This window comes from Streptomyces corchorusii (assembly GCF_001514055.1).
Classification (GTDB): domain Bacteria; phylum Actinomycetota; class Actinomycetes; order Streptomycetales; family Streptomycetaceae; genus Streptomyces; species Streptomyces olivaceoviridis.
The window spans coordinates 225,039-247,417 of sequence record NZ_KQ948354.1; the positions used below are offsets into that span (position 1 = coordinate 225,039).

The 22,379-nt window shown below is 71.8% G+C and carries 23 protein-coding genes; 9 read left to right on the forward strand and 14 right to left on the reverse strand.

All coding sequences use genetic code 11. From position 1 onward, the window contains the following. Positions 1–7: 7 nt before the first annotated feature. The gene (locus AQJ11_RS11015) at positions 8–409 is read right to left on the reverse strand and encodes a hypothetical protein (protein ID WP_014674585.1); all 402 of its coding nucleotides are present in this window, start codon (positions 407–409) and stop codon (positions 8–10) included. Positions 410–569: 160 nt separating this feature from the next. On the opposite strand from AQJ11_RS11015, the gene AQJ11_RS11020 reads away from it, so the two are divergent. Beyond that, on the forward strand, positions 570–1,172 hold the full coding sequence (locus AQJ11_RS11020; RefSeq protein WP_058081680.1) for a uridine kinase family protein: 603 nt from the start codon (positions 570–572) through the stop codon (positions 1,170–1,172). A gap of 161 nt (positions 1,173–1,333) precedes the next feature. Here the strand turns inward: AQJ11_RS11020 and AQJ11_RS11025 are convergent, their stop codons facing one another. After that, complete coding sequence (locus AQJ11_RS11025; RefSeq protein ID WP_014674583.1) at positions 1,334–2,068, reverse strand: SigE family RNA polymerase sigma factor; 735 nt, start codon at positions 2,066–2,068, stop codon at positions 1,334–1,336. 241 nt (positions 2,069–2,309) lie between these two features. Between AQJ11_RS11025 and afsQ1 the strand changes: the two genes are divergently transcribed. The 5 genes from afsQ1 (at position 2,310) to AQJ11_RS11050 (ending at position 6,558) form a co-directional block, all read left to right on the forward strand. Next, the gene (gene afsQ1, locus AQJ11_RS11030) at positions 2,310–2,987 is read left to right on the forward strand and encodes a two-component system response regulator AfsQ1 (RefSeq protein WP_015493330.1); all 678 of its coding nucleotides are present in this window, start codon (positions 2,310–2,312) and stop codon (positions 2,985–2,987) included. Next, the gene (locus AQJ11_RS11035) at positions 2,984–4,573 is read left to right on the forward strand and encodes a sensor histidine kinase (RefSeq protein WP_208616477.1); all 1,590 of its coding nucleotides are present in this window, start codon (positions 2,984–2,986) and stop codon (positions 4,571–4,573) included. The genes afsQ1 and AQJ11_RS11035 overlap by 4 nt, the downstream gene beginning before the upstream one ends. Beyond that, on the forward strand, positions 4,570–5,172 hold the full coding sequence (locus AQJ11_RS11040) for a hypothetical protein (RefSeq protein ID WP_014674580.1): 603 nt from the start codon (positions 4,570–4,572) through the stop codon (positions 5,170–5,172). Before AQJ11_RS11035 ends, AQJ11_RS11040 begins: the two co-directional genes overlap by 4 nt. 512 nt (positions 5,173–5,684) lie before the next feature. After that, positions 5,685–6,248, forward strand: a complete 564-nt coding sequence (locus tag AQJ11_RS11045) for a VanZ family protein (RefSeq protein WP_014674579.1) — start codon at positions 5,685–5,687, stop codon at positions 6,246–6,248. A 109-nt stretch (positions 6,249–6,357) separates the two neighbouring features. Further along, positions 6,358–6,558: a PspC domain-containing protein gene (locus AQJ11_RS11050; RefSeq protein ID WP_014674578.1), complete on the forward strand. Its 201-nt coding sequence runs from the start codon at positions 6,358–6,360 to the stop codon at positions 6,556–6,558. A gap of 94 nt (positions 6,559–6,652) precedes the next feature. On the opposite strand, the gene AQJ11_RS11055 is transcribed toward AQJ11_RS11050, so the two are convergent. Together AQJ11_RS11055 and AQJ11_RS11060 are read right to left on the reverse strand one after the other, a co-directional pair. Next, positions 6,653–7,036 (reverse strand): hypothetical protein, encoded by a 384-nt coding sequence (locus AQJ11_RS11055; protein ID WP_014674577.1) that lies wholly within the window; start codon positions 7,034–7,036, stop codon positions 6,653–6,655. A 151-nt stretch (positions 7,037–7,187) separates the two neighbouring features. Next, on the reverse strand, positions 7,188–8,351 hold the full coding sequence (locus AQJ11_RS11060) for an adenosine deaminase (protein ID WP_014674576.1): 1,164 nt from the start codon (positions 8,349–8,351) through the stop codon (positions 7,188–7,190). 132 nt (positions 8,352–8,483) lie between these two features. Between AQJ11_RS11060 and AQJ11_RS11065 the strand changes: the two genes are divergently transcribed. Continuing rightward, positions 8,484–9,245, forward strand: a complete 762-nt coding sequence (locus AQJ11_RS11065; protein ID WP_041665463.1) for an alpha/beta hydrolase — start codon at positions 8,484–8,486, stop codon at positions 9,243–9,245. A gap of 13 nt (positions 9,246–9,258) precedes the next feature. Here the strand turns inward: AQJ11_RS11065 and AQJ11_RS11070 are convergent, their stop codons facing one another. Further along, positions 9,259–10,212, reverse strand: a complete 954-nt coding sequence (locus tag AQJ11_RS11070) for a LysR family transcriptional regulator (RefSeq protein WP_041665461.1) — start codon at positions 10,210–10,212, stop codon at positions 9,259–9,261. Between the two features lie 63 nt (positions 10,213–10,275). Here AQJ11_RS11070 and AQJ11_RS11075 point away from each other — a divergent pair, with 63 nt between their 5' ends. Further along, on the forward strand, positions 10,276–11,565 hold the full coding sequence (locus AQJ11_RS11075) for an MFS transporter (protein ID WP_208616478.1): 1,290 nt from the start codon (positions 10,276–10,278) through the stop codon (positions 11,563–11,565). A gap of 149 nt (positions 11,566–11,714) precedes the next feature. Further along, the gene (locus AQJ11_RS11080; protein ID WP_014674572.1) at positions 11,715–12,728 is read left to right on the forward strand and encodes a sigma-70 family RNA polymerase sigma factor; all 1,014 of its coding nucleotides are present in this window, start codon (positions 11,715–11,717) and stop codon (positions 12,726–12,728) included. Here the strand turns inward: AQJ11_RS11080 and AQJ11_RS45605 are convergent. From AQJ11_RS45605 to AQJ11_RS11120, 9 genes are all read right to left on the reverse strand, one after another. Continuing rightward, positions 12,612–12,998, reverse strand: a complete 387-nt coding sequence (locus AQJ11_RS45605) for an STAS domain-containing protein (RefSeq protein WP_148282089.1) — start codon at positions 12,996–12,998, stop codon at positions 12,612–12,614. The genes AQJ11_RS11080 and AQJ11_RS45605 overlap by 117 nt on opposite strands. A gap of 67 nt (positions 12,999–13,065) precedes the next feature. After that, complete coding sequence (locus tag AQJ11_RS11085; RefSeq protein WP_059262923.1) at positions 13,066–13,650, reverse strand: Uma2 family endonuclease; 585 nt, start codon at positions 13,648–13,650, stop codon at positions 13,066–13,068. Between the two features lie 119 nt (positions 13,651–13,769). Then, positions 13,770–15,047 (reverse strand): thymidine phosphorylase, encoded by a 1,278-nt coding sequence (locus AQJ11_RS11090; RefSeq protein WP_208616491.1) that lies wholly within the window; start codon positions 15,045–15,047, stop codon positions 13,770–13,772. A gap of 80 nt (positions 15,048–15,127) precedes the next feature. After that, on the reverse strand, positions 15,128–15,532 hold the full coding sequence (locus AQJ11_RS11095) for a cytidine deaminase (RefSeq protein ID WP_014674569.1): 405 nt from the start codon (positions 15,530–15,532) through the stop codon (positions 15,128–15,130). After that, complete coding sequence (locus AQJ11_RS11100; protein ID WP_041665460.1) at positions 15,529–16,815, reverse strand: ABC transporter permease; 1,287 nt, start codon at positions 16,813–16,815, stop codon at positions 15,529–15,531. The genes AQJ11_RS11095 and AQJ11_RS11100 overlap by 4 nt, the downstream gene beginning before the upstream one ends. Continuing rightward, a complete protein-coding gene (locus AQJ11_RS11105; RefSeq protein WP_058081670.1) occupies positions 16,815–17,942 on the reverse strand; it encodes an ABC transporter permease in 1,128 nt (375 codons plus the stop codon). Before AQJ11_RS11105 ends, AQJ11_RS11100 begins: the two co-directional genes overlap by 1 nt. Further along, positions 17,939–19,498 carry an ABC transporter ATP-binding protein gene (locus AQJ11_RS11110; RefSeq protein ID WP_237281150.1) on the reverse strand — a complete coding sequence of 520 codons (1,560 nt, stop codon included), beginning with the start codon at positions 19,496–19,498 and terminating at the stop codon, positions 17,939–17,941. Before AQJ11_RS11110 ends, AQJ11_RS11105 begins: the two co-directional genes overlap by 4 nt. A gap of 165 nt (positions 19,499–19,663) precedes the next feature. Beyond that, on the reverse strand, positions 19,664–20,719 hold the full coding sequence (locus AQJ11_RS11115) for a BMP family lipoprotein (protein WP_014674565.1): 1,056 nt from the start codon (positions 20,717–20,719) through the stop codon (positions 19,664–19,666). 299 nt (positions 20,720–21,018) lie between these two features. Beyond that, positions 21,019–22,254: an amidohydrolase gene (locus AQJ11_RS11120; RefSeq protein ID WP_175252244.1), complete on the reverse strand. Its 1,236-nt coding sequence runs from the start codon at positions 22,252–22,254 to the stop codon at positions 21,019–21,021. Positions 22,255–22,379 lie beyond the last annotated feature (125 nt).

A 22,379-nucleotide genomic window follows, 5' to 3' on the forward strand; every position in this document is an offset into this window, starting at 1 on the left:
GGCGCTCTCAGCGGCCCAGGGCTCCCAGGACCTGGCCGAGCACCGGAACGCTGCCGAGTGACGGCGCCTGCGCCAGCGGGCGCGTCAGCGTCTGGGAGCCCACCGGCTTGAAGTCGGCCAGCTGGGTGCCCACGCCGTTGTCGAGCGGGTCCACGCCCGTGCCCGCGAGCGGGTTGGGCTTGAGACCGGCGACCGGGCCGGTGACGTAACCCACCGTGCCGGTCAGGGCGCGCGCGCCCGCCTGGGGATCGACGTTGCCGAGGTTCACGGGGCGGTAGTTGAGGCCCACGCCGGGGATCGAGTCGGCGGACGCCGTCGCCGCCCCCGCGCACAGGGCCGCTCCGGCGGTCGCGAGGACGATCAGGGCGCGCTGCGCAGTGGAGTGCTGGGGGGAGGTGTGTCGGGCCATCGCTGGTGCCACCTTCTGGTGCGCAGGGTAAGGATGTCGACACGTAGGGTAGTTGAGGCGAGACTCACGCTCAAAAGCCGACCCGCGGGGTCGGCAGGGCGCCCCCCATGCGTCAAACTGGTGTTCCGTGAGCATTCATCCCCCGTATCCCGCCCGTGTCGTGCTGCTGAGCGGCCCCTCGGGCTCGGGCAAGTCACTCGTCGCCGCCCGTTCCGGGCTCCCTGTGCTGCGCCTGGACGACTTCTACAAGGAGGGTGACGATCCGACTCTGCCGCTGGTGGAGGGGAGTTCGGACATCGACTGGGATCACCCGGGGTCGTGGGACGCGGACGTCGCGGTCGAGGCCATCGCCCGGCTGTGCGCCACGGGATCGACGCCGGTGCCGGTGTACGACATCTCGCTGAGCGCCCGTACCGGCGAGGAGACGCTCCACATCGGCCGTACCCCGCTGTTCATCGCGGAGGGCATCTTCGCCGCCGAGATCGTCGAGCGCTGCCGGGAACTGGGCCTGCTCGCGGACGCGCTGTGCCTGTCCCGGGGCCCGGCCACCACCTTCCGGCGCCGCTTCCTGCGCGATCTGAAGGAGGGCCGCAAGTCGGTGCCGTTCCTGCTGCGCCGCGGCTGGCGGCTCATGCGCGCGGAGCGGTCGATCGTCGCCCGCCAGGTGTCGCTCGGCGCGCACCCCTGCGACCGGGACGAGGCACTGGGCCGGCTCGCGGCAGCGGCGGCGGGCCGGCAGGTACGGCAGCGGACGGCGGCGTAACGCCCGTACCGCCCCCTGCGCACGAAGGGAACGGGGCCGGCAGGACCCCCGGCCCACCAGCCCCGTTCCCTTCGCTCCCCCGTTTCCCCCGTGTTCCCCCGTGTTCCCCCGAAGGTCCACCCCCCAGTGGCCCCCGCTTTCCCCCGTCGTCCCCCCGGACCTCAGGCGACCAGCTCGCCGAAGGCGTCCTCCTCGTCACGGCCGAAGCTGAGGACCTCGTCCTCGCGCAGCCGGCGCAGCGAGCGCCAGATGCTGGACTTCACCGTGCCGACACTGATGCCGAGGATCTCCGCGATCTCCGGGTCCGTGCGGCCCTCGTAGTAGCGCAGAACCAGCATGGTGCGCTGGAGTTCGGGCAACCGGGCCAGCGCCTGCCACAGGACCGCGCGCAGCTCGGTGCCGCGCATCGCGTCCGTGTCGGAGGGCGTCTCCGGCAGTTCCTCGGTCGGGTACTCGTTGAGCTTGCGGCGCCGCCAGGCGCTGATGTGCAGGTTGGTCATGGTGCGGCGGAGGTATCCGCCGACCGCGGCCTTGTCGCTGATCCGGTCCCACGCCCGGTAGGTCGAGAACAGCGCGCTCTGCAACAGGTCCTCGGCCTCGAAGCGGTCGCCGGTCAGGTGGTAGGCGGTGGCGTACAGGGAGGCGCGGCGCTCCTGGACGTAGGCGGTGAACTCCGCCTCGGTCAGCGAACGACGCTCCCCCGGGTCCTCCCCGTACGCGGCTCCCCCGTGAGCTTCCCCCCGTGTGTCAACCACCGCCATGTACGCGGTGTGCTGACGCCCGGTGCCGCGAGCGCACCCCCGCCCGCTCACGGCACCGGACTTCTCCGATCCCCGGTGCACGTCGTGCAGACGCGTGACCACTGCGCTGGTGCTGATGCTGTGCAGCGTGTTCATCTCGCGCTCCCCGTCGTGGACTTCCGGTGACTCCGTCTTGCCCGGGCTGGTTCCGGCCGGCGGCCTTGCCCGTGCCCAAAAGACTGCCGGGGTGACTTCATGGCCATGTCTGCCGACTGTCACAGACCTGTCACAGGGGTCCCGCCCGGGCAGGTCACACACCGCGCACAGCCGGTGGCGTTGCGGATGGCCTGGTCCCGGCAGGTCGTACGGTGACCCCTCCATGGGCCAGAATGAGCCCGTGCCTTCCCTGTTGCTGATCGAGGACGACGACGCCATCCGTACGGCCCTGGAGCTCTCCCTGACGCGCCAGGGACACCGGGTGGCCACCGCTGCCAGCGGCGAGGACGGTCTGAAGCTGCTGCGCGAGCAGCGGCCGGACCTCGTCGTGCTGGACGTGATGCTGCCCGGCATCGACGGGTTCGAGGTGTGCCGGCGCATCCGGCGCACGGACCAGCTGCCGATCATCCTGCTGACCGCGCGCAGCGACGACATCGACGTCGTGGTCGGGCTGGAGTCCGGCGCCGACGACTATGTCGTCAAGCCGGTGCAGGGGCGGGTGCTGGACGCCCGGATCCGGGCCGTGCTGCGGCGCGGGGAGCGCGAGTCCAGCGACTCGGCGACCTTCGGCAACCTCGTCATCGACCGGTCGGCGATGACCGTCACGAAGAACGGCGAGGACCTCCAGCTCACCCCGACCGAGCTGCGGCTGCTGCTGGAGCTGAGCCGGCGGCCCGGTCAGGCGCTGTCCCGGCAGCAACTGCTGCGGCTGGTGTGGGAGCACGACTACCTCGGTGACTCCCGCCTGGTCGACGCGTGTGTGCAGCGGCTGCGCGCGAAGGTGGAGGACGTGCCGTCCTCGCCGACGCTCATCCGTACCGTCCGTGGTGTCGGCTACCGCCTGGACGCCCCTCAGTGACCGATACGCAAGGGGGGTTGCGCGGCTGGGCCGCGGGGCGCGGGGGAAGTCTGTCGCGGCTCAGGTTCACCAGCCTCAGGCTGCGCCTGGTCGTCGTCTTCGGGCTGGTGGCCCTCACGGCCGCCGTGTCCGCGTCCGGCATCGCCTACTGGCTGAACCGGGAGGCCGTGCTCACCCGCGCCCAGGACGCGGTGCTGCGCGACTTCCGGCAGGAGATGCAGAACCGCGCGGGCGCGCTGCCGGAACACCCGACACAGGACCAGGTGCAGCGCGCGGCCGGCCAGATGGCCGCCAGCAGCCAGCACTTCAGCGTGCTCTTGGTCGCCCAGGACGCCGACGGCAAGACCGTCTACGGCAACTCGGGCGGCATCAACGGCTTCTCGCTGGAGGACGTGCCCCGGTCGCTGCGGGCCGCCGTGACCAGGCGGCAGAGCGTCACCGACTCCAACAAGGATCCGTACCACCTGTACTGGCAGCGGATCGTGGACCACGGCACGCCCTACCTGGTGGCCGGCACGCGCGTGATCGGCGGCGGTCCGACCGGCTACATGGCGAAGTCCCTGGAGCCCGAGGCGAAGGACCTCAACTCGCTGGCCTGGTCGCTGGGCATCGCCACCGGGCTCGCGCTGATCGGCGCCGCGCTGCTCGCGCAGGCCGCCGCCACGACCGTGCTGAAGCCCGTGCACCGGCTGGGCGTGGCCGCGCGACGGCTCGGCGAGGGCAGGCTGGACACCCGGTTGCGGGTGTCCGGCACCGACGAACTCGCCGATCTGTCCCGGACGTTCAACAACGCGGCCGAGGCGCTGGAGCAGCGGGTCGCGGAGATGGCCGCGCGGGACGAGGCCTCGCGCCGGTTCGTGGCCGACATGAGCCATGAGCTGCGCACGCCGCTCACCGCCATCACCGCCGTCACCGAGGTGCTGGAGGAGGAGCTGGAGGCGGAGACCGGCAGCATGGACCCGATGATCGAGCCCGCCGTCCGGCTGGTGGTCAGCGAGACCCGGCGGCTGAACGACCTCGTCGAGAACCTGATGGAGGTCACCCGCTTCGACGCCGGCACCGCCCGGCTGGTCCTGGACGACGTCGACATCGCCGACCAGATCACCGCGTGCATCGACGCCCGCGCCTGGCTGGACGCGGTCGAGCTGGACGCCGAGCGCGGCATCCACGCCCAGCTCGACCCGCGCCGCCTCGACGTCATCCTCGCCAACCTGATCGGCAACGCGCTCAAGCACGGCGGGTCGCCGGTACGGGTGTCGGTCCGGGAGGCGGACGACTCGGTCGAGATCCAGGTCCGCGACCACGGGCCCGGCATCCCGGAGGACGTCCTCCCGCACGTCTTCGACCGCTTCTACAAGGCGAGCGCCTCCCGGCCGCGCTCCGAGGGCAGCGGGCTCGGCCTGTCCATCGCCCTGGAGAACGCCCACATCCACGGCGGCGGGATCACCGCGGCCAACTCCCCGGACGGCGGCGCGGTGTTCACGCTCCGGCTGCCACGGGACGCCTCCCGGCTGACCGAGGAGGACGGCGGGGACACCAAGGGCGGCGAGGCCGGCCACGACAGCTCGGGGAAGGAGGGGTCATGACCGTACGACGCCTGCTGGCGCTGCCCCTCCTGGGCGTGCTGCTCACCGGCTGCGGCATCCGGGCCACGGAGGTGCCGACCGACTTCGGGCCGGCGCCGTCCCGGGTGCCGTGCTCGCTGGCCGGGCCCGACGCGTCCGCGCAGTCCGCGCGCGGGGTGCCGGTGCAGGTGTTCCTGCTGTGCGGGGCGTCCCTGGTGGCCGTCGACCGGACCGTGCGGGTCCCGGAGGGCACCCCGGACGCCCAGCGGCGGGTGATCGTGGCGCAGGGACTGCTGGACCAGCTGGCCACGTCACCGTCCGCGGCGGAGCGGTCCGCGGGCTATACGACGTACGTGCCGGGCGGCCTCCGGGTGAGCGGGCCCGGCCCGAAGGACCCCGAGGACACGCTCCGGCTGGGCACGGCGCCGTCGCGGCTCACCTCCTACGCCCTGGCGCAGTTGGTGTGCACCCTGTCCGACTCGGCGGCGACGGAGGACGACGGCTCGGTCATCCTGGCCGGCCCCGCCCCTGACCCCCTGCGCCGCTACGCCTGCACGGACGAGGTCCGCGACCACCCGGGCACCACACAGCCACCGTCGAGCGGGGTACCGGACGCGTAGCGCTGCGCTGGGCTTGCGCGGGGGGTCGGGTGCCGTTCGCCTCCGGCGGGGGGCGTGGGGTTGCCTTGGGCGAGGGGCGGTGTGACGGCTGCGTCGGGTGGGGGCGGTGTCGCGGGTAGCCGCCGTAGGGGGCCCGGCCGTCGCCCGGCTGCGGGTCCGTGGGGGCCGCTCGCGCAGTTCCCCGCGCCCCTTCGGGCGCTCCCCTGCGGCTGCGCGGCTGCGCGCGGGGTGTTGGGGTTGCCTTTGGCGAGGGGCGGTGTGACGGCTGCGTCGGGTGGGGGCGGTGTCGCGGGTAACCGCCGTGGGGGGCCCGGCCGTCGCCCGGCTGCGGGTCCGTGGGGGCCGCTCGCGCAGTTCCCCGCGCCCCTTCGGGCGCTCCCCTGCGGCGGTGCGGGTGAGCGGGCCAACCCCAGGCCCGCAGGAGTGCCCCGCCGTCCAGCCGCCGCGCGCCGCACGAGGCAAAACGTTTCCACGGCGGAACCAATCGGGCCCGCCCCCGCGTCTAGGGGGTCGTGCAGCGTCAAGGCTCCATCGGCGGCAGCGCCGCGATCCGCATCCGTGTGACGGGAGGTGTCCTCCTCGTCGCACATCTCGCCCTCGTCGCCTGGCTGATGCTGCGCCCCCTGGACGTCCCCTGGGTGATGCCCCCGAACCTGCGCCCGCTGGCCGGCATCCGGGCCGACCTGGCGCTGGGCTGGCCGCGGGCGGTCAGACCCCTCGGCGAGGGACTGGCGCTGCTCGCCCCGCTGGGCGTGCTGCTGCCGATGGCGCACGGCAGGCTCACCGTCTCCCCGGTCGCGTCCCTGATCCGTACGGCCGCGGCCGGTGCCCTCCTCTCCCTCGGCATCGCCCTGGTGCAGACCGGCGTGCCGGGCAGGGTCGTGGACGTGGACTCGCTGCTGCTGAACACGGGGGGCGTCGTCCTCGCCCACCTGGCCGTCGTACCGGCGGCCCGCGCCTGGCTGCGGCGCCGGGACGCGCGGGAACCCGGCGCTCCCGAACCGGCGGTCTCCGTCCAGGAGGAGCTGTCTCAGGGCCGTACCCCGACGATTCCCAGGGTCGGTATCGCCCCTTAGAGTGATGCTTCGTCCCCTTCGTCTCCGTACCGTTGAAGGCAGTTGAAGGGTCCCGGACCGGGGCCCGCCACCGGCTCGTGAGCGAGCCGACGACCACGGAGGAGCCGACATGACCGCCCTTTCCCGCCCCACCCACGGCCGCGTGATCGGCGGAGTCTGCGCCGGACTGGCCCGCCGCTTCGGCACCTCGGCCACGACGATGCGGGTGATCTTCCTGGTGTCCTGCCTGCTGCCGGGCCCGCAGTTCCTGCTCTACATAGCGCTGTGGCTGCTGCTGCCGTCCGAGGACAAGGCCCGCACCGCCTGGTGAGCCGGGGCACCGGCGCGGACACGGGCGCGGGCACGCCACAGGGGCGCGTCCGGACCTGCCGGTGCGCCCCGCGCGGGTCGGACGGAAGCCGGGTTCAGCCGACCGGGAGCCCGTTGATCGGCACGCCGTGCGTGGGCAGACCCCGCAACGGCAGTCCGCCGAGCAGACCGGCGACCGGCTTGGTCGGCCCCTCGGCGAGGACGCTCTCGACGACGGGCTGCGCGGTGGCCGCGCCCTTGCCGACGGCCGGCAGGGCCGCGGCGACACCCGTCTTGGCCACGGGCTTCACCGTCTTCACGGCACCGCTGTCCGGCAGCGCCTCGATGACCTGCTCGGGCGGCAGCATCTTGGTGACGGTGTTCAGCGTCCGGCCGGCGTCCGGGCCGGCCGGGGCCGCGTCGGCCGCGCCCGCACCGACGGCGGCGAAAGCGGCGCCGAGGGCGGCGACACCGAGGGTCTTGGCAGCAGACTGCTTCATGGTGAATGCGTCCTTGCATGCGGAGACGGGAGATCACAAACGATCTGAGCGGTCCACGACCGTAAACATCCCCGGCCACCCGCCGCAAACACCGAAATGCGGACGCCTTGTGAAAGTGCGCCCGCATTCCGCTCCGGCAAGGACCCGGCCGCTACGCCTCAGAACCGCCAGAACCGCTGGTGGACGCGGTCTGGCGGAACAGCCATTCGGATTTGAGCTCGGCATATCCGGGCTTGATGACGTCATTGATCATCGCGAGTCGTTCATCGAAAGGAATGAACGCTGATTTCATCGCATTGACGGAGAACCACTGGATATCGTCGAGCGTGTAACCGAACGCCTCGACGAGGTGCTCGAATTCCTGGCTCATCGTGGTGTGGGACATCAGCCGGTTGTCGGTGTTCACGGTGGCCCGGAAGTGCAGCCGGCGCAGCAGCCCGATGGGGTGCTCGGCGTAGGAGGGCGCGGCCCCGGTCTGGAGGTTGGAGCTGGGGCACAGCTCCAGCGGGATCCGCTTGTCCCGCACGTAGGAGGCGAGCCGACCCAGCTTCACCGAGCCGTCCTCGCGGACCTCGATGTCGTCGATGATCCGCACTCCGTGTCCGAGCCGGTCGGCGCCGCACCACTGGAGCGCCTGCCAGATGGACGGCAGTCCGAAGGCCTCGCCGGCGTGGATGGTGAAGTGGTTGTTCTCGCGCTTGAGGTATTCGAAGGCGTCCAGGTGCCGGGTGGGCGGGTAGCCGGCCTCGGCGCCGGCGATGTCGAAGCCGACCACGCCCGCGTCCCGGTACCGGTTGGCGAGTTCGGCGATCTCCAGGGAGCGGGCGGCGTGCCGCATGGCGGTGAGCAGGGCGCCCACCCGGATGCGGTGGCCGTTCTCGCGGGCGAGCCGCTCGCCCTGCCGGAACCCCTCGTTGACGGCTTCGACGACCTCTTCCAGGGACAGCCCGCGGTCGAGGTGCTGCTCGGGCGCGTACCGCACCTCGGCGTAGACGACCCCGTCCTCGGCGAGGTCCTCGGCGCACTCGCGGGCGACCCGGACCAGGGCCTCCTTGGTCTGGAGCACGCCGACGGTGTGCCGGAAGGTCTCCAGGTACCGTTCCAGCGAGCCGGAGTCGGCGGCCTCCTGGAACCAGATGCCCAGCTTGTCCGGGTCGGTCTCGGGAAGGTCGGCGTACCCGGTCTCCCGGGCGAGGTCTACGACGGTGCCCGGGCGGAGCCCGCCGTCGAGATGATCGTGCAGCAGTACCTTGGGCGCCCGGCGGATCTGGTCCGCGGTGGGGGCGTTCCCGGTCGGTGCGGTCTGGCTCGTCATTTCCGCACTCTAACTCCTACGCGCGTAGAGCACCCGGTGCGTGACGACAATTTCCCGGCACCTTTCCGTCGATACGCAACGGTGACCGGGCGCACGGGTTTAGTACACCGCGCCTTCTGACACTGTTCTGCCATGGGACAGCAAGCGACGCCGGTCCGAACGGCCGGGCTGGGGAAGGCAGTCGGCGCGGAGCCGACGTCGGTGAGCGGAGCGGTGCTGCTGCTCCCCGGCGGGGAGGAGGTCTCCGTGCGCCGGCCGTCCCCTGTCCGGGCGATGACCCTCGTCCGCTCCCTGGGCCGCGCGCTCGCCCGCGCGGGCCGGGGCGAGGGGCTGGCCGTCCATCCCGTGCGGTACCGCTACCGCGGCTGGAACGGCAGCGAGGCCCATCTGGCGGCCGATGCCGAGTGGGCCGCCGACGAGGTCGTACGGCGGTACGGGGACGTTCCCGTGTGCCTGGTGGGCGTGGACATGGGCGGACGCGCGGCGCTGCGGGCCGGCGGACACGAGGCGGTCAACTCCGTGGTGGCGCTGGCCCCCTGGCTGCCGGAGGAGGACGTCGCCGCGCCGGCCGAGCCGGTGAAGCAGCTCGTCGGGCGGCGGGTGCTGATCGCCCACGGCACGAACGACGAACGGACCGATCCCGAGCTGTCGTTCCGGTTCGCGGCGCGGGCGAAGAAGGTGAACCGGGAGGTGTGCCGGTTCGAAGTGCACTCCGACGGGCACGGGTTGCACGGGCACCGGGACGAAGTGCTCTGTCTGGCGGTGGATTTCGTGCTGGGCGCGTTGTTCGGACACACCGTGTCGCGCCCCGTGGAGGACGCGTTGGCGGCGCCGCCGCCGATCGGCTTGCGGATGCCGTTGGCCGCGGGGTTCGGCAGGTCCTGGAAACGGTAGGGCGGGGCGTCCCTCAGGCCGGCAGCAAGGTGCCCCTCCTGGAGAGGAGGAACTTCTTGAAGGCCGCCACCGGCGGGGTGTCGGGGCGGTCGGCCAGCCAGGCCACGCCGATCTCGCGGACCGCCCTGGGGGCCGTGACCGTCAGTTCCACCACACCCGGGCGCGGGACGGTCGGGGGCGGCAGAAGGGCGACCCCGAGGCCCGCCGCCACCAGGCCGCGCAGCGTCTCCGCCTCCTCGCCCTCGAAGGCGATGCGGGGCTTGAAGCCGGCCTCGCGGCAGAGGTCGTCCGTGATGCGGCGCAGGCCGTAGCCCGGTTCCAGGGTGACGAAGGTTTCCTCGGCCGCTTCTGCCAGGCGGATGCGGCGGCGAGCCGCCAGCCGGTGGTCCGCGGGGACGACCAGGCGCAGTTTCTGCTCGTCCAGGCGGCGGGCGACCAGGTCGGGGGCGTCGGGGACGGGCGAGGTGAGGCAGAGGTCGAGTGCGCCGGCGCGGAGCCCCTCCAGCATGGCCTCGCCGTAGTTCTGGACGAGGCTGAAGCGCACGCGCGGGTGGTCGGCGCGGAAGGCGTGCAGCAGACCGGGTACCGTCTCGGCGCCCATGGTGTGCAGGAAGCCGAAGGCGACCTTGCCGGTGGCCGGGTCGGCGTCCGCGCGGACCTCCTCGGCGGCGCGCCCGATCTCGGCGAGGGCCCGCTCGACGGAGGCGAGGAAGGTACGGCCGGCGGTGGTCAGGGAGACCGTGCGGCCGTGGCGGGCGAACAGGTCGACACCCAGGTCCCGCTCCAGGCGGACCATCGCCCGCGACAGGGTGGACTGGGGGACGTTCAGCTCCTGCGCGGCCCGGGTGACGTGCTCGGTGCGGGCCACGCCGGCGAAGTACGCGAGACGGGGCGCGAGCAACAGCGCCATGTCTTCTGTGTCACTGGACGGTGACAGTCGCGTCTGTGAGCTCTGCTGATGCACCATGGGAACGATTATGGCGATTCCATGCATTGGACGCATGAGTGGGGCCGTGTCTACGGTCGAAGCATGTCTCCCGCCAGTACCGGGGCGTCCGCCAGCGTGGACGCCGTTCCGCCCGTCCGTGCCTCCGACTCCGACTCCGACTCCCGGCTGACCCCGGGCGGCCCCGGCTACCGCCGGATGAGCCTCGCCCTGTTCCTCGCCGGAGTCGCGACCTTCGCCCTCCTCTACTCCACCCAGGCCCTGCTGCCGCTGATCTCCGGGGAGTTCGGGGTCGCGGCGAGCGAGGCGAGCTGGACCGTGGCCGCGGCGACCGGTGGCCTGGCGCTGTTCGTGCTGCCGATGAGCGCGCTGTCGGAGCGGTTCGGGCGCCGTACGGTGATGACCGCCTCGCTGGCCGTGGCCGTCACGGTCGGCATGCTCGTGCCCTTCGCGCCGTCGCTCGGCGCGCTGGTGGTGCTGCGGGCGGTGCAGGGCGCCGCGCTGGCCGGACTGCCGGCCTCGGCGCAGGCGTACCTGGCGGAGGAGGTGCGGCCGAAGGCACTGGTCACGGCGATCGGGCTGTTCGTGGCGGGCAACAGCGTGGGCGGCATGAGCGGCCGGGTGATCACCGGCTGGGTCGCGCAGGAGTGGGGCTGGCGGGTGTCGGTCGGGGTGATCGGCGCGCTCGCGGTGGCGTGCGCGGTGGCGTTCCGGCTGCTGCTGCCGGCCCCGAGGCACTTCACGGCGGGTTCGCTGCGCCCGCGGGTGCTGCTCGGCACCGTCCGCGACCACCTCTCCGACCCGCTGCTGCGCCGCCTGTACGCGATCGGCGCGCTGTTCATGACGGTCTTCGGCGGTGTGTACACGGTCATCGGCTACCGGCTGACGGCGGCGCCGTTCGGGCTGCCGCAGGGCATCGTGGGCTCGATCTTCCTGGTCTACCTGGTGGGTGCGGTCTCCGCCTCGGCCGCGGGCCGGCTGGTGGGCCGCCTCGGCCGCCGGGGCGCGCTGTATCTCGCGGGCGGTACGACGGCGGCGGGGCTGCTGCTGTCCCTGACCGCCTCCCTGGTGCTGGTGCTGGCGGGCCTGGTGCTGATCACGGCGGGCTTCTTCGCCGGGCACGCGGTGGCCTCCTCGGCGGTCAGCAAGACGGCCACGCACGGCCGGGCCCAGGCGTCGGCGCTGTACCAGTCCGCGTACTACATCGGCTCCAGCGTCGGCAGTACGGTCGGCGCGCTGGCCTTCCACGCGAACGGCTGGTCGGGCACGGTCGGCGTCGGTCTCCTCGCGGTCCTCGGCGTCGTCACGATCACCGTGCTCGGCTCGCGGGCGGCCCGGGTGGCGGCCCGGCGGGAGCCGGTGGGCGCGCACTGACCCGGCGCACCCCGCCCGGCTTCCCCGGGCGACCATTACGAGCTGGGCCTTTCCCCACTCCGGGGGCCATTGTCAGTGGGCTGCGGTAGCTTCCCAAGTGCTGGGGCGCGACGGCGCGCTACAGGGACGGCCACAGGGGTGGGTGGACGATGGGCAACAGCACGGCGACGGCGGACCTGGACGTCGCACTGGAGAAGCACCGGACCGAGCTGACCGGGTACTGCTACCGGATGCTCGGTTCCTCCTTCGAGGCCGAGGACGCGGTGCAGGACACCCTGGTGCGGGCCTGGCGGAGCTACGACAAGTTCGAGGGCCGGTCCAGCCTGCGCTCGTGGCTGTACCGGATCGCGACGAACGTGTGCCTGGACATGCTGGCGGCGGGCAGCAAGCGGGCCCGGCCGATGGACCTGTCGGAGGCGACCCCGCTCGCGCGGGCGGCGCTCTCCCCGCGCCCGGACAACACCTGGCTGGAGCCGATGCCGGACGCGCGCGTGCTCCCGGCCGTGCAGGACCCGGCGGAGGCGGCGGTCGCCAAGGAGTCGATCCGGCTCGCCTTCATGGCGGCCCTCCAGCAGCTGCCGCCCAAGCAGCGGGCGGTGCTGATCCTGCGCGAGGTGCTGGCCTGGAGGGCGAGCGAGGTGGCCGAACTGCTGGACACCACGGTCGCCTCGGTGAACAGCGCCTTGCAGCGGGCGCGGGCCACGCTCGCGGAGCGCGGGGACGCGGGTGCCGAGGGGGCGGTGTCCGATCCGCTGGACGAGGAGCAGCAGAAGCTGCTGGAGCGTTACGTCAAGGCGTTCGAGGGCTATGACATGACGGCGCTGACGGCGCTGCTGCACGAGGACGCCATCATGACGATGCCGCCGTTCGACCTGTGGCTGCGCGGCACGGCGGACATCACCGGTTTCATGACCACCCTGGGCGCCTCCTGCGCCGGTTCCCGGCTGCTGCCGGTCCGGGCCAACGGCCTGCCGGGCTTCGCGCACTACAAGCCGGACCCGGAGAACGGCGGGTTCAGCCCGTGGGCGGTGCAGGTGCTGGAGATCTCAGACGGCCGGATCACCGGATTCCACTGCTTCCTCGACACCCAGCGCTGGTTCCCGCTCTTCGATCTGCCCCTCCACCTGGAGGCGGAGTCCGACGAGGTCGAGAAGGGCGCCTAGCGCGGGGTCGGGGTCCCGCAGCCGTATCCGCCCGCCGGCCCGGCGGGCGGTCAGCTCCAGCCGGGCCAGCAGGTCGACGGCCGCCAGTCCCGGCGGTCCGAGCCCGCCTACGTCGCACACGACCACCCCGGTCCCGCCGGCCTCCAGCAGCGCCCGCACATCGGCACACAGCCCCGGCACATCGTCCCGACGGACGGGCCCGGGCAGCACCAGCACGGCGGGGGTCTCGGCATCCACGTGCGGTAGACCGGCGGGGCGGGCGGAACTCATCGGGGGCGGTGGCGTGCCGCGATGCCGGTCGGGGCGGCGGGGGGCGGCGGTGTCGGGGTGACGCCGGTCAGTCGACCGGGAACTCGCCGGTGTCGATGGTGAGGCCGAACGGCTCCGGCAGCTCGATCAGGTCGCCGAACTTGACCGCCTTGAGGACCCGGTAGCCGTCGCCCTTCGGCTCGCCGTAGAGCGTCGCGGTGGGGCCTCCGGGGGCCCAGCGGTCGATCAGGAGGTACAGCGGGATACCGGCGGTGGCGTAGGCGGCGGGCTTGCTGACGCGATCGTGGCCGGCGTTGGACTTGGAAGTGACCTCGACGACGAGTTCGGCGAGGACGGCGGGGAGGTGGGAGTCCGACTCGGGATGCTCCGGCACCGGCGCAACCACCAGGTCAGGGATGAGCATGCCCAGTCGTGACGGCACGGCGATGGCCAGTGTCTGGAAGATCCCCCACTCTTCGGGGACCACGGAGTAGAGGCGACGCTGGATGCGGGCCGCGATCACGTGGTGACGAAACGCGGGAGCAGGTGACACGGTGATGATCCCCTCGATGATCTCCACCTTGCTGCCCTCGGGCCATTCCATCTCCTCCCAGTACCGGACGAGGTCGTCCCAGTTCTGGTCGGAGTCCTGGCTGACGGTGAGTGCGCTCATGGCCGTCTCCTATCGGTGCGTCACCGATCCCAGCATGGTGATCGGGACCGGTGGAGGCCCACCGGTCCCGTTCACCCGAAAGGGGCGTGACAGCAACGGCCTACGGCCGCGGGCGCAGGTCAGGCGATGCGTTCCCGCACCACCGGCGTGGCCTGGAAGGCCGTACCCGGGGCCGCGATGTCGTAGGAGCCCTCAACCGCCTGGAGCGCGTACTCGAAGCGCTCCGGGGTGTCGGTGTGCAGGGTCAGCAGGGGCTGGCCCTCGGTCACCGTGTCGCCCGGCTTGGCGTGCAGCTCGATGCCCGCGCCCGCCTGCACCGGGTCCTCCTTGCGGGCCCGGCCGGCGCCCAGGCGCCAGGCGCCGACGCCGATGTCGTACGCGTCGAGGCGGGTCAGGACGCCGGAGGCCGGGGCCTTGACGACGTGCTGCTCCTTCGCGGTGGGCAGCGGCGCGTCCGGGTCGCCGCCCTGCGCCGCGATCATCCGGCGCCAGACGTCCATCGCCGAGCCGTCGGCGAGGGCCTTCGCGGGGTCGGCGTCCTTGATGCCCGCCGCGTCGAGCATCTCGCGGGCCAGGGCGATGGTCAGTTCCACGACGTCCGCGGGGCCGCCGCCCGCCAGGACCTCGACCGATTCGCGGACCTCCAGGGCGTTGCCCGCCGTGAGGCCGAGCGGGGTGGACATGTCCGTCAGCAGCGCGACCGTCTTCACGCCGTGGTCGGTGCCGAGGCCGACCATCGTGGAGGCCAGCTCGCGGGCGTCCTCGATCGTCTTCATGAAGGCGCCGGTGCCCACCTTCACGTCCAGCACCAGGGAGCCGGTGCCCTCGGCGATCTTCTTCGACATGATCGAGGAGGCGATCAGGGGGATCGCCTCGACCGTGCCGGTGACGTCGCGCAGGGCGTAGAGCTTCTTGTCGGCGGGGGCCAGGCCGTCGCCCGCCGCGCAGATCACCGCGCCCGTGGTGTCCAGGACGTTCAGCATCTCCTCGTTGGAGAGCAGCGCGCGCCAGCCGGGGATCGACTCCAGCTTGTCCAGGGTGCCGCCGGTGTGGCCGAGGCCCCGGCCGGAGAGCTGCGGGACGGCCGCGCCGCAGGCGGCGACGAGCGGGGCCAGCGGGAGGGTGATCTTGTCGCCGACGCCGCCCGTGGAGTGCTTGTCGGCCGTCGGGCGGGACAGCGAGGAGAAGTCCATGCGCTCGCCGGAGGCGATCATGGCCGCGGTCCAGCGGGCGATCTCGCGGCGGTTCATGCCGTTCAGCAGGATCGCCATGGCGAGCGCGGACATCTGCTCGTCGGCGACCTCGCCCCGGGTGTACGCGTCGATGACCCAGTCGATCTGCTCGTCGGTCAGCTCACCGCGGTCCCGCTTGGTGCGGATGACGGAGATGGCGTCCATGGCCATGGCGGGGGTGGTTCCTTCCGGGAGGTGCGAAGTGTGCGGCCCCCCTGCGAGCGGGGCAGGGGGGCCGTACGGCATTACTGGGTGAGATGGTCCGGGCCGAAGGCCTGGGGCAGCATCTCGGAGAGCGGGAGGATGCCCGCCGGGGTGTCCAGCAGCAGGTCCGGGCCGCCGAACTCGTAGAGCAGCTGGCGGCAGCGACCGCACGGGACCAGCAGGGCGCCGGTGCCGTCGACGCACGTGAAGTGCGTCAGCCGGCCACCGCCCGTGCGCTGGAGCTGGGAGACCAGGCCGCACTCGGCGCACAGGCCGAGGCCGTAGGAGGCGTTCTCGACGTTGCAGCCGGTGACCGTGCGGCCGTCGTCGACCAGGGCCGCCACGCCGACCGGGTAGCCGGAGTAGGGGGCGTAGGCGTGGGTCATGGCCTCGCGCGCCTCGGCGCGCAGGGCGTCCCAGTCGAAGTCGGCGGCTCGCCCGGTCACTTGCCCTGTCCCTTCCGGTAGCGCATGCCGTCCGCCTTCGGCATCCGCAGGCGCTGCGCGGACAGCGACAGCACCAGCAGCGTGACGACGTACGGGGTGGCGCCGACGAAGTCGCTGGGGACCTCGTCGGTGAGCAGGTACCAGACGAGGACCAGCGCGGCCATGACGGCGCTGACCACGCCCTGCACCAGGGCCTTCTTGTAGAGCTTCCAGCCGGCCAGCAGCGCGAGCAGGACGACCAGCAGCAGGAGCAGGGCGTGGACGGTCACGCCGCCGTTGCGGAGCTGGAGCGCGTCGGAGTAGCCGAACAGGCCCGCGCCCATGGCGAGGCCGCCGGGGCGCCAGTTGCCGAAGATCATGGCGGCGAGACCGATGTAGCCGCGGCCTCCGGTCTGGCCCTCCAGGTAGGTGTGCGAGGTGACCAGCGCGAGGAAGGCGCCGCCGAGGCCGGCGAGGCCGCCGGAGACGGCCACGGCCGCGTACTTGTACTGGTAGACGTTGACACCGAGGGACTCGGCGGCGATCGGGTTCTCACCGCAGGAGCGCAGCCGCAGCCCGAACGGGGTGCGCCACAGCAGCCACCAGCTGCCGACGAACAGCAGCACGGCGATGATCGTCACCACGGACAGGTTGGTGATCAGACCGCCGATGATGCCGGCGAGGTCGGAGACCAGGAACCAGTGGTGCTTCTCGATCGACGCGAGGCCGTCCGAGAGGCCGGGGACGGTGACGTCGGGCAGCGTGTCCGCGGGCGGGGACTGCTTGGGGTTGCCGCCCGCCTCGGCGGCCTTGCCGTCGGCGAAGAACAGCTTGGCCAGGTACTGGGTGGCGCCGAGCGCGAGCAGGTTGACGGCGACACCGGAGACGATGTGGTCGACGCCGAAGGTGACGGTGGCGACGGCGTGCACCAGGCCGCCGAGGACACCGAAGGCGATGCCGCACAGCAGGCCGAGCCAGGGGCTGGACTGCCAGCCGATCCAGCCGGCGCCGAAGGTGCCGAGGATCATCATGCCTTCCAGGCCGATGTTGACCACGCCGGCCCGCTCCGACCACAGGCCGGCGAGTCCGGCGAGGCCGATCGGTACGGCGAGGCCGAGGGCGGCGCCGACCTGGCCCGCGGAGTCGAGCTGGTTGGCGCCGGTGATCACGCGGACGGCGGCCAGGAGCAGCAGGGCGCCCGCGACGATCATGAGGGTCAGGCCGAGGGAGCGGCCGGAGCGCTGCGGCGCGCCCGCCGCCTTGGGAGCCGCCGGCGGCGGCGCGTCGGTCATCGTGGCAGTCATCACGCCACCTCCTGCTTCTTCGTCGGGGCGGCGGCCTGGGCGGCGAGTTCGGCGCCGACGCGCTGCTGCTGGCGCTTCAGGCCGTAGCGGCGTACGACCTCGTAGGCGATGACGACGCACAGCACGATGACGCCCTGGATGACGCCGAGGATTTCCTTGTCGTAGCCCTGGAACTCCAGGTGGTTGGTGGTGCGCTCCAGGAAGCCCCAGAGCAGCGCGCCGAGCGCGATGCCGATCGGGTGGTTGCGGCCGAGCAGGGCGATGGCGATGCCGGTGAAGCCGATGCCGGCCGGGAAGTCGTTGCTGAACTGGTGGCTGTCGTTCAGCAGGGTCGGCATGCCGATCAGACCGGCCACCGCACCCGAGATGATCATGCTGGTGGCCACCATCTTCTTCACCCCGACGCCGCTCGCGGCGGCGGCGGTCTCGGACTGGCCGACGGTGCGCAGGTCGAAGCCGAACCGGGTGCGGCCGAGCACGAACCAGTACGCGACGCCGACGAGCACGGCGATCACGATGAAGCCCCACAGCTCACCGGCCGGGCCGGTGTCGAAGCTGAAGAAGTACGAGGACGACGGCAGCGGCTTGGTGGAGACGAGGGTGCCGGCCTGGTCCAGCTGGCCGAGCTTGCCGGGCTGGAGCAGGTAGGCGATGACCGCGGTGGCGATCGAGTTCAGCATGATGGTCGCGATGACCTCGCTGACGCCCCGGGTCACCTTGAGGACGCCGGCGATGGCCGCCCACAGGGCGCCGGTCGCCATGGCGCAGAGGATGATCAGCGGGATGGCGATCCAGCCGGGCACGGTGAGCGCCCCGCCGAGGACGGCGGCTATGAACGCGGCGAGCCGGTACTGGCCGTCGACACCGATGTTGAACAGGTTCATGCGGAAGCCGATGGCCACCGCGACACCCGCGAGGTAGTACGTGGTCGCCTTGTTCAGGATGTAGACCTGGCTGTCGCTGGCGAAGCCGTAGGTCACCATGTCGCTGAAGGCGTCACCGGGGTTCTTGCCGGTCGCGAGGATCACCAGGGTGGTGACGACGAGCGCGGCGACGACCGCCAGCAGGGGCGCGGCGACGCCGAGGAGCAGCCGCTCCTTGTCGATCCGTGAGGTCAGCTTGTTCATCGCGCGTCGTCCTCTGTGTGCTCCAGGTGGCCGGTGGCCGCACCCGTCATGGCGGAGCCCAGCTCTTCGGGGGTGATCGTGGCGGGGTCGGCGTCGGCGACCAGACGGCCGCGGTACATCACCCGCAGGGTGTCGGAGAGCCCGATGAGCTCGTCCAGGTCCGCGGAGATCAGCAGCACGGCCAGGCCCTCGCGGCGGGCCTCGCGGATGTGGTCCCAGATGGCCGCCTGCGCGCCGACGTCCACACCGCGGGTGGGGTGGGCGGCGATGAGCAGCTTGGGGCTGTGGCTCATCTCCCGGCCGACGATCAGCTTCTGCTGGTTGCCGCCGGACAGGGAGGCGGCGGTGACGTCGATGCCGGGGGTGCGGACGTCGTAGGACTCGACGATGCGCTGGGTGTCGACGCGGGCGGCCTTGAGGTCGAGCAGTCCGCCGCGCGAGTTGGGCTTCTCGGTGACGTGGCCGAGGATGCGGTTCTCCCACAGCGGCGCTTCCAGCAGCAGGCCGTGGCGGTGGCGGTCCTCGGGGATGTAGCCGATGCCGGACTCGCGGCGGTCGCGGGTCGGGGCCTGGGAGATGTCGGTGCCGTCGAGGGTGACGGCGCCGGCGTCGGGCCGGCGCATGCCCATGATCGCCTCGACCAGTTCGGACTGGCCGTTGCCCTCCACGCCGGCGATGCCGAGGACCTCGCCCTTGTGGATGGTGAAGGAGATCTCGTCCAGGATGATCCGCTCGATGCCGTCGAGGTCGGTCTGCGCGAGGTGCAGGCCGTCCACCGTGAGCATCGGGACGTCGGTGACCGTGGACTCCTGGGTCTCCGGGGTGGGCAGCTCGCTGCCGACCATCAGCTCGGCGAGCTGCTTGGGGGTGGTGCCGCGCGGGTCGACGGTGCCGACGGTGGTGCCGCGCCGGATGACGGTGATCTCGTCGGCGACGGAGAGCACCTCGCCCAGCTTGTGCGAGATGAAGATGACGGTGAGGCCCTCGGCCTTGAGTTCGCGCAGGTTGTCGAAGAGGGCGTCGACCTCCTGCGGCACGAGGACGGCGGTGGGCTCGTCCAGGATGAGGGTCTTGGCGCCGCGGTAGAGGACCTTGAGGATCTCCACGCGCTGGCGGTCGGCGACGCCGAGTTCCTCGACCAGGGCGTCGGGCCGGACGCCCAGGCCGTAGGCGTCGGAGATCTCCTTGATCCGGGCGCGTGCCTTGCCCCCGATGCCGTGCAGCTTCTCCGCGCCGAGGACGACGTTCTCCAGGACGGTGAGGTTGTCGGCGAGCATGAAGTGCTGGTGCACCATGCCGATGCCGCGGGCGATGGCATCGCCGGGGTTGTGGAAGACGACCTGTTCGCCACCCACGGTGATGGTGCCCTCGTCCGGCTGCTGCATGCCGTAGAGGATCTTCATCAGGGTGGACTTGCCGGCGCCGTTCTCGCCGCACAGGGCGTGGACGGTGCCCGTACGGACCGTGATGTCGATGTCGCGGTTGGCGACGACGCCGGGGAAACGCTTGGTGATGCCGCGCAGTTCGACGGCAGCGGGAGGGCTGGACGCGTTGATGGCGCACTCTCCTCGGGGAAAGGGGCTGCGGGGAGGGGGCAGGCGTCGGCGACGCTAGCGCGGCAACTCCGTGCTACACGCGTAGAGTTGACACATTGTTATGGCTCGGCGGGGGAGCTCCCAGGGGCGCCCCCGCCGAGCCGGGGTCCGACGGGACCCGTCAGGTCACGGGGTGGTCTTGACCTTGATCGAGCCGTCGACGATCTTCTTCTGCGCCGCGTCCAGCTTGGCCTTGATGTCGTCGATGAAGCCACCGCTGGTGGACAGCGAGACACCGTCCTTGGCGAGCGAGTAGGTGTTGGTGCCGGTCAGCGGCTTGCCGTCGTGGACGGACTTGACCAGGTCGTAGACACCGACGTCGACGTTCTTGACGACCGAGGTCAGGATCGAGTTCTTGTACTTGGCCAGACCCGGGATGCTGTACTGGTCCGAGTCCACGCCGATGGCCCAGGCGCCCTTCTTGCCGGCCACGGCCTCGATGGCGCCGTTGCCGGAGGAGCCGGCCGCCGAGTAGATGACGTCCGCGCCGTTGTCGAGCATGCCCTGCGCGGCCTCCTTGCCCTTGTCGGGGCTGGCGAAGCCGGAGGTGTCCGAGCCATGGGACAGGTACTGCGTGTCGACCTTGATCTTCGGGTTGGTGTCCTTGACGCCCTGGACGTAACCCGCCTCGAACTTCTTGATGAGCGGGACGTCGACACCGCCGATGAAGCCGACGTGCTTGGTCTTGGTCTTCAGCGCGGCGGCGACACCGGCCAGGTAGGAGCCCTGCTCCTCGGTGAAGGTGATGCTGTCGACGTTCTTGCCGTTGACCACCGAGTCGACGATGCCGAAGGTGGTCTTCGGGTACTTCGCGGCGACCTTGGTCATCGAGGCGGCGTAGGCGTAGCCCACACCGATGATGGGGTTGTAGCCCGCGTCGGCCAGGTCCGACAGGCGCTGCTCGCGGTCGGCCTCGGTGTCCGAGGTCTTCGCGGTCAGCTCCTTGATGTCGCCGCCGAACTCCTTCTTCGCCTTGTCGGCACCGCGCGCGGCGGAGTCGTTGAACGAGCGGTCGCCACGGCCGCCGACGTCGAAGGCGAGACCGATCTTGACGCCCTTGCCGTCACCCGAGGCGGGCGAGCCGGAGTCGTTGTCGGAGGAGGTGCTGCCACAGGCAGTGGCAGTCAGTGCGAGTGCTGCGGAGGCGATACACGCAGCGGAAAGCTTGGCTACCCGGCGCACGGGAAGGCTCCTTCACCTGACCTGAGCGCCTTGGCGGCGCTTGATGTGAGCACCGTGTCGGTGCTCCGGCCGAGACGCCCCGGCGGCGTCGGCTTCGCGGCATCGTAACGCGCGTAGATGTCGCAAAAAACCCTCTCGGGAAGCCGTTATCGATTCGAGGCAAACACTGCCTGAACACGGCGTCTTGGTCCTCTCACGCCATTGTTGCGGACAGTGCACGATTGGCTTGCATCCGTGTTGCGCCGGGCGGGGAAGCGGCCCCCGGCAGGCCCGTGGAGGGCTCACAGGGGGCCGCCCGCTCAGCTCTGCGAGCCGTCGGCGTCCAGGAACGCGGCGGCGGTGAACATCTCGACACCCACCGTGATCGCGTGCTCGTCGGCGTCGAAATCGCCCTGGTGGAGATCGCGTACCGTGCGCTCGCCAGGCCGGCGCACCCCGAGCCGGGCCATGGCGCCCGGGACGTGCTCCAGGTACCAGGAGAAGTCCTCGCCGCCGAGGCTCTGCTCGGTGCTCTCCACGGACTTCATGCCGCGCCGGGCGACCATGGCCCGGCGCAGCAGCTCGGTCGACTCCCGGTCGTTGACGACCGGCGGCACCCCGCGCACATAGGTGATCTCGGACTTGGCCCGGTGCAGGGTGGCGACCTCGTCGATCGCCGCGTGCACGATGTCGGGGGCCTGCCGCCAGGCCTCCAGGTCCAGGCAGCGCACGGTCCCGGACAGCTCCGCGTGCTGCGGGATCACGTTCGGGGCGTGGCCGGACTCGATGCGGCCCCAGGTGAGGGCGAGACCGACGCGGGTGTCGACCCGGCGGGCGATCAGCGCGGGGACGTCGACAGCGACCCGGGCGGCGGCGGTGACCAGGTCGGTGGTCAGGTGCGGGCGGGCGGTGTGCCCGCCGGGGCCGTCGAGCGCGATCTCCAGACGGTCGCAGGCGCTGGTGATCGGCCCGTGCCGCAGCCCGACCTTCCCGGCCTCCACCTTGGGGTCGCAGTGCACGGCGAGGAGGCGGCCTACGCCGGTCAGCGCGCCGTCCTCGATGGCGCCCAGGGCGCCGCCGGGCAGCACCTCCTCGGCGGGCTGGAAGAGCAGCCGCACCGGCCGGGGCAGCAGGCCCTTGGCGTGCAGGTCGGCGAGGACCAGCCCGGCGCCGAGGACGACGGAGGTGTGCACGTCGTGACCGCACGCGTGCGCCCGGTCGGGCACGGTGGACCGGTACGGGCAGTCGCTCTTCGTGTCCGGGATGGGCAGGGCGTCGATGTCGGCGCGCAGGGCCAGCAGGGGTACGGACGGGTGCTCACCCTCCGCGAGACCGATGTCACAGACGAGTCCCGTGCCCGTGCTCAGGACACGGGGCTTGAGCCCGGCCTGCTCCAGCCGCTCCTTGATCGCGGCGGTCGTGCGGAACTCCTGGTTGCCCAGCTCCGGGTGCATGTGCAAGTCGCGTCGGAAGGCGACGAGTTCGGCGTGCAGGGACTCGCTCAGCACGCCGGGGAGCACATCCCCCGGGAGGCCGGCCTGGGACTCTAGGGACATCAATTGCTTCACCCTCTGAAGGGTAGGACGCCCGGCTGGTCAACTACCCCTCGTTCAACAAAAGTTCAGCCCGTTAGGGGAATAAAATCTGACCGGCGGACGCATGGCGGTGAACTCTGATGGGT